Source organism: Desulfovibrio piger (genome assembly GCF_900116045.1).
Classification (GTDB): Bacteria; Desulfobacterota; Desulfovibrionia; order Desulfovibrionales; family Desulfovibrionaceae; genus Desulfovibrio; species Desulfovibrio piger_A.
Map to the genome: position 1 here is coordinate 768327 of NZ_LT630450.1, position 15004 is coordinate 783330.

The 15004-nt window shown below is 52.5% G+C and carries 16 protein-coding genes and 4 tRNA genes; 2 read left to right on the forward strand and 18 right to left on the reverse strand.

Features of this window, described 5'->3' with window-relative positions; all coding sequences use genetic code 11:
* Positions 1-595 precede the first annotated feature (595 nt).
* The 4 genes from DESPIGER_RS12825 to DESPIGER_RS03730 form a co-directional block, all read right to left on the reverse strand.
* Positions 596-740: transfer RNA gene (locus DESPIGER_RS12825), tRNA-OTHER, on the reverse strand.
* On the reverse strand, positions 720-1757 hold the full coding sequence (locus tag DESPIGER_RS03720) for a tyrosine-type recombinase/integrase (protein WP_162273849.1): 1038 nt from the start codon (positions 1755-1757) through the stop codon (positions 720-722). The genes DESPIGER_RS12825 and DESPIGER_RS03720 overlap by 21 nt, the downstream gene beginning before the upstream one ends.
* 11 nt (positions 1758-1768) lie before the next feature.
* A complete protein-coding gene (locus tag DESPIGER_RS13075; RefSeq protein WP_072333223.1) occupies positions 1769-1960 on the reverse strand; it encodes a hypothetical protein in 192 nt (63 codons plus the stop codon).
* Between the two features lie 119 nt (positions 1961-2079).
* Entirely contained in the window at positions 2080-2916 is an 837-nt protein-coding gene (locus DESPIGER_RS03730) for a hypothetical protein (RefSeq protein WP_072333226.1), read from the reverse strand.
* Positions 2917-3161: 245 nt separating this feature from the next.
* Here DESPIGER_RS03730 and DESPIGER_RS03735 point away from each other — a divergent pair, with 245 nt between their 5' ends.
* Positions 3162-4316, forward strand: coding sequence for an ImmA/IrrE family metallo-endopeptidase (locus DESPIGER_RS03735; protein ID WP_072333229.1), 1155 nt, complete (start codon positions 3162-3164; stop codon positions 4314-4316).
* 576 nt (positions 4317-4892) lie between these two features.
* Here DESPIGER_RS03735 and DESPIGER_RS12830 read toward each other — a convergent pair.
* Positions 4893-5060, reverse strand: coding sequence for a hypothetical protein (locus tag DESPIGER_RS12830; RefSeq protein ID WP_156831627.1), 168 nt, complete (start codon positions 5058-5060; stop codon positions 4893-4895).
* 37 nt (positions 5061-5097) lie between these two features.
* On the opposite strand from DESPIGER_RS12830, the gene DESPIGER_RS12600 reads away from it, so the two are divergent.
* The gene (locus DESPIGER_RS12600) at positions 5098-5889 is read left to right on the forward strand and encodes a DUF2971 domain-containing protein (RefSeq protein ID WP_083575277.1); all 792 of its coding nucleotides are present in this window, start codon (positions 5098-5100) and stop codon (positions 5887-5889) included.
* Between the two features lie 85 nt (positions 5890-5974).
* Here DESPIGER_RS12600 and DESPIGER_RS03745 read toward each other — a convergent pair whose 3' ends face one another.
* From DESPIGER_RS03745 to DESPIGER_RS12850, 13 genes are all read right to left on the reverse strand, one after another.
* On the reverse strand, positions 5975-6691 hold the full coding sequence (locus DESPIGER_RS03745; RefSeq protein WP_072333235.1) for a hypothetical protein: 717 nt from the start codon (positions 6689-6691) through the stop codon (positions 5975-5977).
* 17 nt (positions 6692-6708) lie between these two features.
* Positions 6709-7095 (reverse strand): hypothetical protein, encoded by a 387-nt coding sequence (locus tag DESPIGER_RS03750; protein ID WP_072333238.1) that lies wholly within the window; start codon positions 7093-7095, stop codon positions 6709-6711.
* A gap of 114 nt (positions 7096-7209) precedes the next feature.
* A complete protein-coding gene (locus tag DESPIGER_RS03755; protein WP_072333242.1) occupies positions 7210-8490 on the reverse strand; it encodes a recombinase RecT in 1281 nt (426 codons plus the stop codon).
* A complete protein-coding gene (locus tag DESPIGER_RS03760; RefSeq protein ID WP_072333245.1) occupies positions 8490-9314 on the reverse strand; it encodes a PD-(D/E)XK nuclease-like domain-containing protein in 825 nt (274 codons plus the stop codon). Before DESPIGER_RS03760 ends, DESPIGER_RS03755 begins: the two co-directional genes overlap by 1 nt.
* Before the next feature lie 2 nt (positions 9315-9316).
* Positions 9317-9457 carry a hypothetical protein gene (locus DESPIGER_RS12835; RefSeq protein WP_156831628.1) on the reverse strand — a complete coding sequence of 47 codons (141 nt, stop codon included), beginning with the start codon at positions 9455-9457 and terminating at the stop codon, positions 9317-9319.
* A 106-nt stretch (positions 9458-9563) separates the two neighbouring features.
* The gene (locus DESPIGER_RS03765; RefSeq protein ID WP_072333248.1) at positions 9564-10208 is read right to left on the reverse strand and encodes a hypothetical protein; all 645 of its coding nucleotides are present in this window, start codon (positions 10206-10208) and stop codon (positions 9564-9566) included.
* Positions 10209-10582: 374 nt separating this feature from the next.
* Positions 10583-10672 (reverse strand) — tRNA-Ser (locus DESPIGER_RS03770).
* Positions 10673-10676: 4 nt separating this feature from the next.
* Positions 10677-10751, reverse strand: a tRNA-Ala gene (locus tag DESPIGER_RS03775).
* A gap of 76 nt (positions 10752-10827) precedes the next feature.
* A tRNA-Pro gene (locus DESPIGER_RS03780) sits at positions 10828-10902 on the reverse strand.
* Between the two features lie 164 nt (positions 10903-11066).
* Positions 11067-11423 carry a DUF3873 family protein gene (locus tag DESPIGER_RS13450; protein WP_231927632.1) on the reverse strand — a complete coding sequence of 119 codons (357 nt, stop codon included), beginning with the start codon at positions 11421-11423 and terminating at the stop codon, positions 11067-11069.
* Positions 11424-11797: 374 nt separating this feature from the next.
* Entirely contained in the window at positions 11798-13252 is a 1455-nt protein-coding gene (locus DESPIGER_RS12840; protein ID WP_072333254.1) for a hypothetical protein, read from the reverse strand.
* Positions 13252-14565: a ParA family protein gene (locus tag DESPIGER_RS12845; RefSeq protein ID WP_072333256.1), complete on the reverse strand. Its 1314-nt coding sequence runs from the start codon at positions 14563-14565 to the stop codon at positions 13252-13254. The genes DESPIGER_RS12840 and DESPIGER_RS12845 overlap by 1 nt, the downstream gene beginning before the upstream one ends.
* Entirely contained in the window at positions 14565-14987 is a 423-nt protein-coding gene (locus DESPIGER_RS12850) for a hypothetical protein (protein WP_072333258.1), read from the reverse strand. Before DESPIGER_RS12850 ends, DESPIGER_RS12845 begins: the two co-directional genes overlap by 1 nt.
* Between the last annotated feature and the right edge of the window lie 17 nt (positions 14988-15004).

The window sequence follows — 15004 nt, forward strand, 5'->3', positions numbered from 1 at the left end:
AAACAGAAAGTTCGCAAGGGGATACGGCAAATAAACAATCTCCCCCAAAGCGGGACATCCTGCGGCCCGGGACGCCAGCCGCCTTCTTCGGCTCCCCTTGTCGCCGAACGCTGCCGCACAAACAGGCAGTGACCAGAACCGCCCTCTGTGAATAGCCCACCGCCCTGGGCCCTGACCACCAGGACCAGCTGTACTGCCGGATACGCGCGCAAATTGCTGCCAATAGCGCCGCAAACTTATTGATATCCGCGATCAGCAGCGCGATGCCTTCCGCGTCATCGGACAAGTCCTCTGGAGCGGCCGGGAATACTGATAGAAAGCAATTCGCCAGCTGCCAATAAAAGCGCAAAAAACGCGCGAACGTGTGCAAAAATGATGCACGTTCGCGCGTTTTCCTTTTTGAGCCTCTGCGCCCGAAATTCCTTGACCTTCGCGGCCTTACGCTCAGGTGACGGCCTTGGTCCCCGCTGCCAATATTATCGCTCCCCTAGTCAAACTTATTTTAACTTATTCCCGGTCTACGGCGGTATGCAGAGGTATACGGAAAATACGAAAAAAGGGTTTACGGACTATCCGTAAACCCTTGATTTTTTTATGGTACCGGGAGCGAGACTCGAACTCGCAAGGTGTTGCCACCGACGGATTTTGAGTCCGCTTTGTAGTCTTTTATTATCAGCTACTTACAAAAAAGTTGCACCAAAAAACATGGTGCAAGCCTCTTAGAAAAGAACCTTCTCGGCATCCAATACAGGCATCAGAGCAGCCGCCCTTGCCTGCCCTCCTGCCGTCACATGGGCATAGGTGTTGCCCGTTGTCGTGACCGAAGAGTGGCCCATCTGGGCAGCCACCGAGGCAAGGTCCGCTCCCCGGGCCAGCATCTCACTGGCCGATAGGTGCCGCACATCGTAGGGCCGCATTTTCACACCTGCTTTCTTGCAGGCAGAAGCCCACGCATCCTTATATGATATGATCCGTCGGCCATGACGATGGCAGACCAGATGGATCCCGGCGCCTCTGTCCACCGCGTAACGCTGGGCAGCTTCCTCCATATACATGGCTGGCGGAATGACGGTCTTGATGAGCCCTGTTTTGCCCTGACGCACATGGACGAAGCTCCGGCGCCAATCAAAGGCATCCCAGGTGAGGGAAAAGAGCTCGACCTGACCCGGTCGCAAGGCCAGTGCAAAAGCTGTCTTGAAGGCCCATTGCAGGTGGGCGGGAAGAAAGGCATAGACCCGCCGAAAATCTTCAAGCGTCGTCATGCATAGGTGACGCTGCACACGCAAACGTTTGTAGTCCCGCCAGGGATTGCGGCTGATGAGCTCCTGATCGACGGCCCAGGCCAGTATGGCGTGCAGGTAGGCCTGATACTTGTTGATGGTGTTGTTTCCTGTCCCTCTGGAGCGGAAGCCTTCCCGCATCCGCTCCAGATCCTGTCGTGTCAGGGCATCGGCGAACTTGTCCCGCAGGAACTCCCCTACTCCGGGAACATGCTTTCCATCAGCGTCGTGCCCCGCCAGGAAGTAGACGACATTACGCTTGGTCCGGGGATGACTTTCCGGGTGGCTCCGGTAATAGAGCATGACCACCTCGCCCAGTGTCAGGCGCTCTTCTTCGGCTGTAGATTCCGCCAGGAATTCAGCTTCCCAAGCCCGTGCTGTCTGCTCGTCCACGAAGGTTTTTTGTCTCCATGCCCTTTCTCCGTGGGGCTTGTACTTCACCATCCATCTGCCGTCACGTCGCTGCGAGATGCTCATACGTCCACCGATTATGAAAGGCCGCACCCCCGGACAAAATCTTGTGCGCTCAGGGGGGCGGCCTTTCTCTTTTTGTCGGGGCATAGCCCCGCAAGTTCCTGTATTTGCCTGTCGATGATGTCTACTTTTTTTACGACTGCCTGTCGTTCCTGCAAAAGCTTCTGGATCTCTGCCAGTCGCTCCTGGGCGTCTGTCCTGCTCATGGCAGTCAGCTCCTTGTATCGTGTACCGGCCACGGGAAAAGGTGAATTTCTGCGCGGCTTTTCCAGATTTTCAGATCCGCGGAATTGTGACAGCAAAGGAAGTTTTTAGGGGGCCTGTTTTACGCGGCCCGCGCCACGATCTTTGGCATGCCATTGGCCGTGGCCAGAAGCTCCCCTGCTGTGCGCCCGTCTTCCAGCTTTTCGCCCAGGTCGATGCCTTTCATGGCGAGGCCGACGAGGCCCGTCTCCGTGCGCAGGATTTCCCGTGCTTCGGCCTTGGTTGGTGCGGCGATCCAGAAGCGTTCCCCTGCCAGGTAGAGGCGCATGTCCGTCTTGCGCTCGGGAAGGATGAACTCTCGCAGGATGTCATAGGCGGGCATCACCTTGTCGATATGCGGGTAGTCCTCTGTCCCCTCCGGGTTGAAAAGATCAAAGAGGGCGTCCGTCTCCTCCTCGATCTCAGCCCACACGTCGTCGGTAGCCCACGCCGGGTAATGCTGCCAGGCTTCGTCCAGGGCGCGGCGGACGTCGTAGAACAGGGTGGACATGACGGCCAGCAGGTGGGTCATGTCGGTTTTGACCGGCGGCCAGATGGATTCCAGCAGCCGGGCCGCTTTGGTGGTTGAAGCATCAAAGACCGCCATGCCGCAGTGCAACGTGATAACCCGCGTGTACAGGATGTCGATGAGATCAAGGCAGTGTTGGGCATGTTGCTTGATCTCCCGGTAGTCGCTGTCATCTCTGCCGCACTTGAGGAGCGGCGCGGCGAAGAACTGGACGCAGGCAGCGGCTTTAAACTGGATGTCCGCGATCTTCCGCCTGTCGCCGGTGACGTTGTTGTAGATACGGCAGAGAGGTCTGCGCAGGCAGCGCCGTGCCATGCCCTCGTGCTTGTAGACCGTGCCGCAGTAGGGACATTTGCTGCCATAGACGGCGATTTTTTTATGCTTCTTCATACTGTTTCTCCATACGCTCCTGTCAGAAACAGGATAAAAAAGGCCGCCTTTAGGGCGGCCTTTTTAAATTCCGATTTATTTTGAAAAATTGGAAATTTGTAAATTTTTTATAAATAACATATTGTAATAATTTATTTTTACATTGTTCACAAATTAAAAACAATTTGTCTATCCTAGTTGTGGGACGTCAGCCCTTGACATCTTTTGGGAATGAGGACTATGGTGGGTAGAAGAAAGAGGCCGATATGGAAAAGCTGTTCGATTCTCATGAAATAGACGACCTGAAGCAGCAGGTCGAAAAGCTGGAGTCTTCCTCCCAACAGGAAGACTTGGCTGTCGATATGCTGCTGCTTTTGTCGATGAAGTTGCGCGGCACTTTCCCTACTCCGGCAACCGCCATCAAGTTTTTCCTCAAGCGATGGGAGCTGACGGAAACCTATTTTGCCAAGGTGCTTGGCAGCCGTAGCCGGGCAAGCGAAATCCTGTCCGGCAAGCGCAACCTCTCGATGTCTGACCTGCGGACGTTGCGGGATAACCTTGGAATCCCTTCTGATCTTCTACTTGGGGATCCCAAGGCCGCAGAGGACCAGGGTATCGACTTCAGCCGTTACCCTGTAGCTGAGATGGCCAAGCTCGGCCTGGTACGTCCCCGCCTGACGAAGCGCAGCCGCAATTTTGAGGAAGCCATCCGCGGATTCTTTGAGAGTGCCGGCTTCTCGCCAGAGCAGGCCAAGCAGGCCTGTTATCGCCGTTCCATCCGCAAGAATGAAAAGTCGGACGTCTGTGCTTTGCAGGTCTGGCTGGCTGCTGTGCGCAAGCGTGCCCTTGGCATGGATGCTCCCGACTATGGGACCATCACCAGGGAAGACCTTACGGCTATCGCCCGTCTGAGCGTCTATCCTGACGGCCCTGTCCGGGCTGTCAACGCCTTACGGGAAAAGGGCATCCGCGTGGTCACCATGCCGCATCTGCGGAGCACCTATCTGGATGGTGCGGTCTTTCTGCTGGATGGAAAGCCCGTCATCGGTCTGACACTGCGGTATGACCGTCTGGACAATTTCTGGCATACGCTGATGCACGAACTCGGCCATCTGTATAACGGGGACGTCTCGGAAGAGCCCGTTTTCGATGACCTTGAAATCTCGGCCCAAGAAGATAACCAGGAAGTGGCGGCGGATATGATCGCACAGAACGTCTTCATCCCCCGCGAGCGTTGGGAGAGCTTCTGTGCCCACCGGATAAGCACCATGAGCATCTGCGCATTGGCCGCAGAGCTGTCGCTTTCTCCTGCCATCGTGGCAGGTCGGTATCGCTTTGAAACGAAGAATTACAGGGTATTCACTGCGCTCGTCGGACACGGCGAAGTGCGGCGTCTTTTCCCCTCTTTTACAGGAGAATAACCATGCGCTGTGATATTTACAGGTAAGGCCACGAGCCTGAACCGAGGGGCAGGATCGTGGCCTTGTGGCAGCAGATCACGATATGGGATCGTGAACTACCTAGAACCTAGGAAATTCTAGCCTAGTTTTTATTTGCCGCCCAGTCAAGCCCTGCCTCCATATCCTCTTGGAGGATGCTTATATGTCTTCTGAAAAGACATGTACGGCTGAGGCTGGCGGCTATTTTGTCGCCTCGTACGTTCACCCCAAAACCGGCAAGCGGATCTACGCACGGACGTATGGGAAACGGGCGTTTTTTATCCCCTACAAGACGGGCTCTGCCAAGTAGCCCCGACAAGGGGGTGAGAAATGAGGCAGCCCCTCACTATCGGGTCTGAAGACCCCAATCGTCCCGGCTACTACCTCATGGGCTTTTCGCGTTCTGTACGCCACTCGCGTTCCAGCCGTGTCATAAGGCCCAGACGGCACGGGCATTTCCCCTCTGGCGCAAGCTTGATCATCCCCCGTGTAAGCAGCTCTCGCTGCTTGATCTGCTCTAACCTCTTTGGGGCCCCTTTCGGGGCCCCTTCTCCCTATCTATCTTCCCAGCGCCACGGCCACGTTGAGGCTCAGGCGCAAGTGCAGGCTGGCGTCATCCAATGCCTGGCGGAAGCGTTGCTCGGCTTCCGTACGGCTCTGGAACAGGCTGTCCAGCAGGCACTGCGGGCTGAACATGGTATCCGCATTGCGGCCCAGGTCGGACACGGCGTAGCTGAAGACGTTTTATCTTACGGAGATAATCATGGAATTGTATAAGTATATGTCTGCTGAGAGTTTTGAGAAGTTTATCGTCAATGGGCCGACGATTAGATTTACCCCATCAAAAGAATTTAATGATCCTTTTGAGTGTTTACCTGCATTAGGCAGAGAAGAGAATGAAGATGAACTCGAGTATGCTGTTCGATATTGTATTGATCGTTTTTGTAGGGATCATATAGAATTTGATATATCACAATTTGATCCTTATATATTTGAAACAAAAGAAAAAATGTTCGATAAACTATGTACACATTTTCATGATCAACTTTATGAGTTGAGGAATAAATATGGAACGTTTTGCTGTAGCAAAAATAACAGCAATATTTTAATGTGGTCACATTATGCAGATAACCATAAAGGTGTGGCTATTATTTTTGATTCATCTAGATTTAGGGCGAGTAATGATGAGAGAATTTTGTTTCGAAAAGTAAAGTATAAATCACAAAGGCCACATATTTCAATTGGAAGTATAAAAGAACCCGATGTATTTTTTACGAAATCGTCTTTATGGAAGTATGAAGAAGAATACAGATCAGTTGAAAATCTTTACACCCCTGAAGTACTAGGATTGAAAACTATAGATGGGAAGCAAGGTATATGTGCTATACAAAGAGAGTCGATTTCAGGGATAATTTTTGGATGTATGTTTAAGGGGAATATTGAATCATTACGTGAATCATTGATTAAGCAAGGCGGCTTTGAGCACCTGAAGTTCTACAAGGCTGAAATGGACAAGCTGGAGTACAAGCTGAACATTGTTCCCCTTGAGGGCTAACGCTCAAACAGGCCGCTGCCCCGCACGACGCGAAGGCAACGGCCTGTTTTCGTTGGTGATGCTCACTTGCCGGTAACTTTCCCGGCTAGGCGATGACATTCAGGCCGGACACAGCCTCCTGCATGAACTGCTTGATGTTGGCCATGGCCTCGCTGCGCCATGCGCCACCGTCGGATTCCACCAGCATGAAGTTCATCCCGTCCTTGTCCTGGGCGCGGAAGACAAAGCTGCTGGCGGGCTGCTCCACTTCCGTAAAAGTGCGGAAGGGACGCAGAGTAACGGGGTTGGGCATCGTGGTATTCTCCACGCTGACGAGGTTCTTGCGGACGGTGACGCCCTGGGTCACGCCATCATCGGACAGCGTGTTTTCCAGCGTGGTCTTGACGTTGGCGGCGAATTTCAGGACAAGGCCGCGATCCGTGGGCTTGAGATCGTCATCCGTGAAGCAGGCCTGCATGGCGATACAGAATTTTTCGGACGGGATCCATTCGTTCACCGGAAGTTTGAGCTGGTCGAGCTTGGCAATGATGTAGGTCTTGCGGTCTTCATGGTCGCCCACAAGGGCGGACTTGATGCTCACGGTATCAGGGGATTCGACGTGGCAGATGAGCTTGTCCAGGGGAAGTTCGTCCACATTGCGGCTCAGGAAGTCCACCAGGGACGACAGGTTCTTCACCGTGATCGCTTCGGGCTTGGGTTCACGGACGGGTTTCAGGTCGCTGGTGGAATATTTTTTGCCGTTGACTTCGATGACGACGGGCTTCGCGTCCTTGCGGATGGCGTTATACAGGGCTTCCAGCATAGTATTTCCTCCTTCGGCTAGTTGCCGGCACTGGCGGTTTTGGCATCAGGGAAACGGGTGATTTTTCCGGGCATGTGTTCCTGCGCTCCTGGCAGGAGATTCTGGTAGGGATTCTCGCCGCTGGTGATCTCCGACGCGGCGACTTCGCCTGTCCGGGGGTCGTTTCCGATGTAGATGCTGGTTTCCAGCGGTTCCGGCGGGCAGAGGGTGGACGAGGTGTTGACGACGACTTCAGCCATATTGCGCTGCTCGTTGGGCTTGACTACGAGCTCCAATTTGATCTTGCGGACCTTTTTGGCCGGAGTGTTGGGGTCGCAGATGTTGGCGATGACGCGCTGGATCTCTTCCTGGAGTCGTTCAACGGCTCCGCCGCCGTACAGGGTTTCGATTTTCAGAGGGATCATGCATGTCTCCTTGATAAAAGGCCGCCCTCAAGATGAGAGCGGCCTGTATTTGTTGAAAAGATGCCGGGTACGAGGCCTCCGGCGGGGCGCTTGGGGATGATGGATGGCTGAGAATCACGCATCCGCTGCCGGGGCGTCATCGTGTGCCGGGCAGCCTGTGCGGTGCTTGCAGTCGTAGCAGTCGTCTTCCGTGACCTGGGCGCCGTTGTGGGGGCAGGTGAACGTCTGGTACGGCGGGACGAAGGCCTGTTCCGGTTCCGGCGCTGTGTCGGCGCTTCCGGCCTGCGTGGAGTCAGGGGCGGGTGGCTCCTGGAGATGCAGCTTTTGCGCTTCACGCAGGACGCGTTTGCAGTCCGTTGCCGTCCAGGCATCCATGGAACGTCCGGCCAGCCATTCGGCCTTGCCCCTGTCGTAGCCGCGCTCCAGCACGGCATTCAGGGCCTGCTGGCGCAACGCATCCAGCTCTTCCTGCGTCATGCGGGGCTTCCGCTCCGGTGCAGTTTCCTGCGGCTGCGGAGAAGGGGCAGCGCTGGTCTCAATGGCATCGTTGTCATCCTCTTCCTGGGCCTGGGGAAGGGGGACGACAGCCGTAGCCGCCAAGGCGTCATTGATGGCTTCCGTCTCGCTTTTTGCGGAGGCGGCGAGGGCCTCGCGATCCGCCTTGCTGTCTTCTTCCACAGCCATACTGAGAATCTCCACTTGCGGCATCCAGGCAGCCAGGCGTTTGATGGCTGTCTTCATCCACATGGCCTCTGGATTGGTATACCACGGGGACATGTCTGGCTTGTTGCAGGATCTCGCGGCCTTGAAACTGGCGCTCGTCTTTTGGGCGCGCTCCACGTCCTGCCGGTCTATGACGCGCATGATGGTCTGGCCGCCCTTGAGCGTGCAGGCGGCATACGCCGCAACGATCTCGCCCTTGCGATAATCGCCAAGCAGATCAGTTTCGTGGATGATGTTGGGGCATGCCCCCTTGGCGTAACTGAACAGCCCGGCTTCTATCTCCGCCCTGTACACGATATCGGCATTGATGGACTGCACCATGCCGGAGCGATACGCCAGCTGTAGAAGCCCCTTGTAGCCGATCTGGAACTGAGCTTCGTAGCCTTTCTTCCCTTTATACGGGATGAGGTAGGCAAGTCCCTGCGGCGTATTGGGCTCAAGATCGAGCTGGGCGGACGTCATGATGGCCGCAGCCAGGCTGGGCATGGAACATTCAGAAAGGTGCGGGGTATTGCGTACTGCGGTCAGGCAGATGCGGGCAAACTTTTCGGCCCGCTTCATGCGTTCGCGGGGAGTGCTGCCTGCAACCACCATGGCGATGGCACTCATCTGGGCCTCAAGCAATTGACCGATGGTCTGGGGCTTTTTTACGGCAGTCTGGATCTGGGACATTACTGATTCCTCTTGTAGGCCCATGCGGGCAGGTCTAATTCGATGACGGGGGATTCCGTGTAACCGGGCCAGATGCCGGAAGCCATGCAATCCGCGAAGGTGTCGACACAGTTTCTGATCTCATCAAGAGCAAGCTCCTGCGCGCCTTCGGAAATATTGGTGGCGACAGTGAGATACGGAGGCTCTTTTTCGACGAACAGGAAGAGGAACGCGCGGACTTCCATGCCGGCGGAGCGCAGGCCACGTAGATACCAGGCAGCCTGCCGGTGATAGCCGTATGTGTAGAGGCTCTTTTCGATGGCAGCGAGGCTGGCGTCCCGTGTGGTCTTGAGGTCGATGGCGCAAAGCCCATAGTTGGGGAGCGTCACCAGCGCATCGACACGGGCCTTGCAGGGGACCGTCCCGCCACGCTCTGTCCAATACACGGACTGCTCTGTTCGAAGATCTCCGGCAGCGTGCGCGGAACGCATGACAGGGTGACGCAAGGCAGCATCGGCCATGGCTGAGCAGGTCTCCCACATGTCCTGGGAAACGAGCTGGACGCCATCCTCTGCTGCCTTTTCCGCCTCTTCCTTCCCTGCCTTGGTGTTGCCGCGATTGACCTTCACCCGGTAGCGGCTACTGACTTCTGATGGTTCAAGAACCATGCAGTGCAGCAGACTGCCAGCAGTGAAGGCATCGTTCGTCTTGTCATCCTGACCGCAACGGTCAAGCATGGCTTTCAGATGAGCGGGACAGCGCAACAGCTCTCCCATACCGGAATTGGAAAGGGCCAGGCGCCCGTAGTAGGCAGCCTGCTCATCCTTAATGATCATTCCTTCCATCGCTATCCCTCCTCACTGTCTTCTTCCACGAGCGCGTGCAGGCGCTCTTCCTCATCCGGGATCTCTTCCCAGCAGCGTTCGCCACGGGGCTTGCGGCAGCGCTCCACCCACGGCTCGAACCAGGTGCAGCTATTGTAGCACATGGAATTCACCTTCTTGATGCAGAAAGCCCCCGCATACGAAACGTAGCGAGGGCTTGTTTCAGGTATTTTGCTTTGCCGACGTAAACGAAGCACAGGCGACGGGACATCATCGTTGCCCCTTGCGATATGCTGTGGCCACGAGGCTGTAGCCTGTGAACAGTTCACGGGGCCACTCCTGGCCGCTTTCAAAGCGGGCCATGGCGTGCAGCAATTCCGGCAGTCGTGCCAGGACGTCAAATTGTTTGTCCGGCTGGATGCCAAGCCGCTTGGAAAGGAACGCAGCGTACTCTGCCCTGTTGCCGGTGCAGAAGCGGCTCAGGATGCCGTCCAACGTGTCCAGACCGTGGCGCGTGTAGTAATTGAGCAGGACATTGGCCCCGGCCCGGATGCCGTGTTCCGGCGTATCGAAGACAGCGTGCCCATGCTTGTCCACGGCTATCTGCCCGAACCACGGTCTCCCCTTTACGGTCTTGACGTTGAGGGGATTGTTGTTGCGAATGGCGAGCGTCTTTACGGCAGCTACCGCCATTTCTCCGCCGCTGTCAGTGCCCTGATCTTCGTCCTGTTCCTCATCCCGTGCGGCCATGGCCTCCTGGAGCCGTGCAGCCAGGGCGCTGGAGCGGGCCTGTTCGGCGTGATAGGCCTCTTTCAATTCGCGGTACTCGTAACTCCCGACCGCCCCACCAATGGTAGCAATGGCGGCCAGGCAGGCAAAAAAGTATGCCTGCTTTCGGGTGGTGCTGTCTGGCATATCGGACTCCTTGAGAAAAATTGACGCCCGGCGGGAAGGTAGGCCACCGGGCGTTTGCCGCTGTCGTTCGGGGGAATGACGACGGAATGAAGCGCCGCCCCGTTGCGCTCTGCTGTCGATGCCCGTAACTTCCTTCGTCGTAACGGGCACGGCCCGGCGGGCCGCCTTTCGGTCGCGCTGTCCCGGCTATCAGCAGCTTTTGCCGGGCTCTCCACGGGGAGCGGGAGCAGAGGGAAAAAGAAAGGCCGCCTCCCCGATGGAAGCGGCCCGCAGCGTGACAGGACACGCCCCCGGCATACGCAGTGAGGGACGCGCCAGCTGGCCTGCTGCTCCAGGTGAGCCCGCGAGCTTCGCGGTCTCTATGAAGCAACATATGGCGGAAGGAGGGGGATTTGAACCCCCGGAAGGCGTAAACCTCCAGCGATTTTCAAGATCGCCGCAATCAGCCGCTCTGCCATCCCTCCGTTTTGGTGGAGCCAGCGGGACTTGAACCCGCCTCACCGCCGTGCAAGGACGGCGCTCTCCCTGATGAGCTATGGCCCCAGATCCAGGCGGTCTGGCCTGATGACCGCCTGGGATGCCACCGGGGAAAGTACAGAATGACCCGGCGGGAAAATCATGGTCGGAGCGGCGGGGATCGAACCCGCGACCGCCTGCTCCCAAAGCAGGCGCGCTGCCTCTGCGCTACGCTCCGAGCTGGCCGCCAGCCCGATGCCGACGGCCACGGCCACGATGGCAGCCTTTTTGTCTGGCTTCCGCACAAACCATCGCGGCCCCAGTCCCGGCAACGACAAGTGGTTATTTCCAAAATGGAAAACACCGCGTCTTGTGGTCACTGCCGGTCAGGGGAGGCGATTCCTAGGCATAGTTTTTCTTGATCCACTGGTCGCGTCTGGCGCGGGCATCATCAAGCGTCTTGGCGACGCACGAAAAAAGCTTTCCGTTCGTGTGCCGGTAGTCATACTGAACGTATGTAGAGGGCTTTCTGAGCATCCTGGACGTGAAGGTTTCGTACTGCTCCTGTCCGTTACCGAGATTGCGAGGGGTCAATGACATGGCTATGTCCTTTTCTTGAAGTACAACTTGAGGATTTCCGGTTCCATTTCCGCCACCCATCGCTGGATGCCAGTCTGGAATCAGAAAACGGTATCGGCCCAGCGGCTTTCCCCGCCTTCGCATCTCCGGGAGTTGTCCCGGCTTTTTCGGCGTCGTCATGCTGTCCGGCTCTACGGCTCACACTTGCGCCCCGTGCGGTCTGCCCGCGAGTGTTGCCGGGGCATTCTCCCGGTCTCTGCCTCTCCCCTTCCCTGCCGTCGCGTGCTTTCCCGCTGCATCTGGGCCTCCTCGGGCATCCGCCCTCCGCCCTGACCGCTTGCGGCTTGCCGAGCTCGGTACTTGTGGGGAACGTCCACCGGGGGAGGCTTGTGGTACTCTGGGCCGTGGCCCGTGTTCCCGACCTTTCCCGGTGTTCGTGAGGTTATTATGTTCACATATGTGAACCTAGTCAAGAAAAAATGTTCACCATAAGAAACAAATAGGATATAAAAAATCCCACCCTGTAAGGGCGGGATCCTTCGCAGCTGTAGTATCTAGGGTAATGGCTTAACCCCGCCACGGCGCCCCAAGCGAAAACCTACTCGATATAAGTCAGGAATGTTAAATCGACCATCATTAAGCGTTACACAAAAACCTAATTTTGCTAGCTGATCCCTAATGATAGTCCAACTCTTTGGAGAAAGGGTAGCTGTCATATGTTGGGGATATTGCTCAAGCGTCATAGGACCATCAGGATAAAGCGCCCGCCATTTAGACTCTACATCCGTAAACAAGCAAGGGACATTCATCCCCCGTAGAGCTTGGAGTAAGTTCCTTGCCCAAGGATGATCCTCCCCCATTTCATTTACTCGAATATCGGAAGCAGATAAAACTCCTCGTTTAATACTTTCATAATGAATTGGGAATGTATGATCTGGATAGCGCTGTAATGAGTCTGCGCATGCTGAACGTATTGCTGCAAGAAAGGATCGAGGAGATGTTTGCTGTAAGGTGTCTGCGAGATGACTTACGGTCCAGACATACGGAACGCCTCTTCGTTTGTCTTTCCCCATTAAAGGTCCTGTTAATTTATGAAAGAGAGGGCGTAAGATGTCGTCATTTAAGCGAAGATACTCGTCAAAAAACCAAACACTAGAGTTTTCTTCAAGTCCATGGGGAATTACTGTGCAAAATATATCTCGCAATATTTCTCCAGACTTTCTTTTACCGTTGCAAAGACGTTTCCATAAAAGTCCATAAAGATCTGCACGCGTCCATTCAAGAGCAATTTTTGAACTCAAAAGCTTTGATGAGTCTGGAAAGGAAAATGAAAGACGATTACAGTGGTCTTCCCTAAGAAAAATTTTTGTTTTTATATTTGTATATGTTGAAAACTGAAGAGCAGTGCGTAATAGTCCATCTGTAATTTGATCAATATCATCCCAAGTTTTTGCTACGCGATCAAGCGCATCGAAAATAACGAGCAATTTTTTTTCTTTTGTCAATAATTCTTGGTTAGCATTATAGAAGATTCTATCAACTTTCTCTGGGTGTTGTGCAACCCAGGCTATTCGTTCATCCCAGCTTTCTATATGAAGAATTTGTTCATAAATAGTTGTACAAAGATTATTGTATATAATACAATATAATAAAACACCTCGCCAGATACTTTCAGGCTCATATTTTTTGATAAGAGAAGAAAAGACGTCTAGGGAAGGGTAGCTAGGGCTATTTTGAGTAGAATATCCAACTACGACATATACATTTTCAAGCTCGGGAAGTCTTTTTCCAAGTACCCCTCTGACCTCTTTATTTTGTAGTGCTTCAGACCAAAATGTTTTTCCTACACCTCGTGCTCCAACTACTAGCTGAGTATATAACCTCAAAGCCTTGATATGAGATTGAGGGGCATAGAATGTCGCTAGCGTAGGAGATTCATACTCGGTAGAGGTAAGAATATCTTCAGTAGCCTGAACGAGCGCAGTTTGAATCTCATGTACAGAGATCATTATTCATCTCCAAAAAAAATTTCATATAAATTGTCTACAAATGGGAATATAGCCTTGATCATTACTGGATCAAAGCTTTCAGAAAGAGTATAAAGTTGTCTCAATGAACTAATTCCTTGATGCCATTTTATTTCCCATGGACTGTGAGGGGCCTCGTTCGCTAGAAGATCAAAGGTAAAAAAATCATTTTCTGAATCAATTTCAGCAGGGATAGAGTCATAAAGATGCTCTACGAAGCAGTCCCAAGAACTTTCACGCAATTTTTTAATATAACTTTCTTTATTTTCTCCATCAAGAATCATTGCGGCAACAATCTGTAGGGACTCACGAATTTTTTTAGCAACTTCGACAGTATTCCAGTACTTAAAGAGCATAGAATACCCAGACCAGGTTTGCATATTTTCAAGTGCAAAAAGTAATACTGACTTTGGCGCAAGCCCTAGTACACATGCAGAGGATATTTCATCTAAGCCAGAACGTGCATCGATAAGGATTACATCGGGATGAAGTTTTTTATCTAACTCTAATAAAACACGACGTAAACGATGAGGCCATGGGATACGAGAGCCATTTCGTAATTGAGGCATCCATGCACGCCCCATTTTTGAAATATATTCCCCGTATTCTTTTCCATGTGCTGGAATAACAAAAATATTCCCATGAATGTTTTTGGCCAAGGGACTAAGGCCAAACATAGAGTCTACTAGCTCAGTTCCGTTATCAACTAAATCTTCAACTAGCCAATCAAGAAGTCCATAAGTTGGGCAGCGGTCTTCAGGCAGTAAACTACTAGAAATACCAGGAGATTCTAAATCCATATCTACGACCATGACGCTCTTCCCTTTTTGGGCAAAGTTCCATGCCGCAGCGGTTAAAGCAGTTGATCTTCCAACGCCACCTTTAATAGAATAAAATACGACTATTTTATCAGAGATACTGAAATTTTCATCTCGATGGTACCATGAACTTTCAGTAAGAACTCTATCAATGACTGTAAATCTTACTTGAGAGCCATACTTAAAAATAACAGCTCCTTCTTTTTCTGCCTGAAATGGAGCCTCCCGTTCAAGAATAATCCGTTGCTTTGGGTAAGTATGTTTTCCAAGTGTTGCTTCGATGGTAGCACAGATATTTTCAAGAGCATTTTTAATTTGAGAATTTTCGTTCAGATGATCTTCATCCCAAACAATTGAAATTTTTCCAAATAAATCTCTATTTATAAAAAATTTATCTTTATACTGATTCAAATCAATAAGGCCGTTATAGGAAATAAATATTTCCTCTACTTTATTTAAAAGGTGATCGAATGTCATTAGATAACCCCATCTGATTCTGCTTTGTTTACAATAGATTCGATTATACTAACCCCAGATTTATGATTTAATACAATTAATTCTGTAAAATCAGTTTGTATTGAATATCGCTGGTTTACATGCCAATCGTTAAATATATTTGCCCCGCTCAAAATATATGCATTATTAGACTGCATAAAACGTATATATTCATCCCAAAGATTATTAATGTGTTGTTTGTGTTTTTTATCAGTTGGAGTATTATTATTATCTACAGCCATTCCACATCCAAGCATTACTGCTTTTAGTCCACATTCTGCTGCAAGTCCATACAAATGATCAGAGTTGGCCCAACGATTTTGTCCAAAGAGAATATCGCCATCATCTCTGTGACGTCGAAAAGCATCTTTAAAATCAGCTACTATGTTATTTTGTTGAGACATTTTATCTCTTCATTCCC

Coding starts and splice junctions, on each gene's coding strand:
- DESPIGER_RS03720 (WP_162273849.1), bottom strand. CDS start 1,757: ATGAGCATCTCGCAGCGACGTGACGGCAGATGGATGGTGAAGTACAAG.
- DESPIGER_RS13075 (WP_072333223.1), bottom strand. CDS start 1,960: ATGAGCAGGACAGACGCCCAGGAGCGACTGGCAGAGATCCAGAAGCTT.
- DESPIGER_RS03730 (WP_072333226.1), bottom strand. CDS start 2,916: ATGAAGAAGCATAAAAAAATCGCCGTCTATGGCAGCAAATGTCCCTAC.
- DESPIGER_RS03735 (WP_072333229.1), top strand. CDS start 3,162: ATGGAAAAGCTGTTCGATTCTCATGAAATAGACGACCTGAAGCAGCAG.
- DESPIGER_RS12600 (WP_083575277.1), top strand. CDS start 5,098: ATGGAATTGTATAAGTATATGTCTGCTGAGAGTTTTGAGAAGTTTATC.
- DESPIGER_RS03745 (WP_072333235.1), bottom strand. CDS start 6,691: ATGCTGGAAGCCCTGTATAACGCCATCCGCAAGGACGCGAAGCCCGTC.
- DESPIGER_RS03750 (WP_072333238.1), bottom strand. CDS start 7,095: ATGATCCCTCTGAAAATCGAAACCCTGTACGGCGGCGGAGCCGTTGAA.
- DESPIGER_RS03755 (WP_072333242.1), bottom strand. CDS start 8,490: ATGTCCCAGATCCAGACTGCCGTAAAAAAGCCCCAGACCATCGGTCAA.
- DESPIGER_RS03760 (WP_072333245.1), bottom strand. CDS start 9,314: ATGGAAGGAATGATCATTAAGGATGAGCAGGCTGCCTACTACGGGCGC.
- DESPIGER_RS12835 (WP_156831628.1), bottom strand. CDS start 9,457: ATGTGCTACAATAGCTGCACCTGGTTCGAGCCGTGGGTGGAGCGCTGC.
- DESPIGER_RS03765 (WP_072333248.1), bottom strand. CDS start 10,208: ATGCCAGACAGCACCACCCGAAAGCAGGCATACTTTTTTGCCTGCCTG.
- DESPIGER_RS13450 (WP_231927632.1), bottom strand. CDS start 11,423: ATGACGACGCCGAAAAAGCCGGGACAACTCCCGGAGATGCGAAGGCGG.
- DESPIGER_RS12840 (WP_072333254.1), bottom strand. CDS start 13,252: ATGATCTCTGTACATGAGATTCAAACTGCGCTCGTTCAGGCTACTGAA.
- DESPIGER_RS12845 (WP_072333256.1), bottom strand. CDS start 14,565: ATGACATTCGATCACCTTTTAAATAAAGTAGAGGAAATATTTATTTCC.
- DESPIGER_RS12850 (WP_072333258.1), bottom strand. CDS start 14,987: ATGTCTCAACAAAATAACATAGTAGCTGATTTTAAAGATGCTTTTCGA.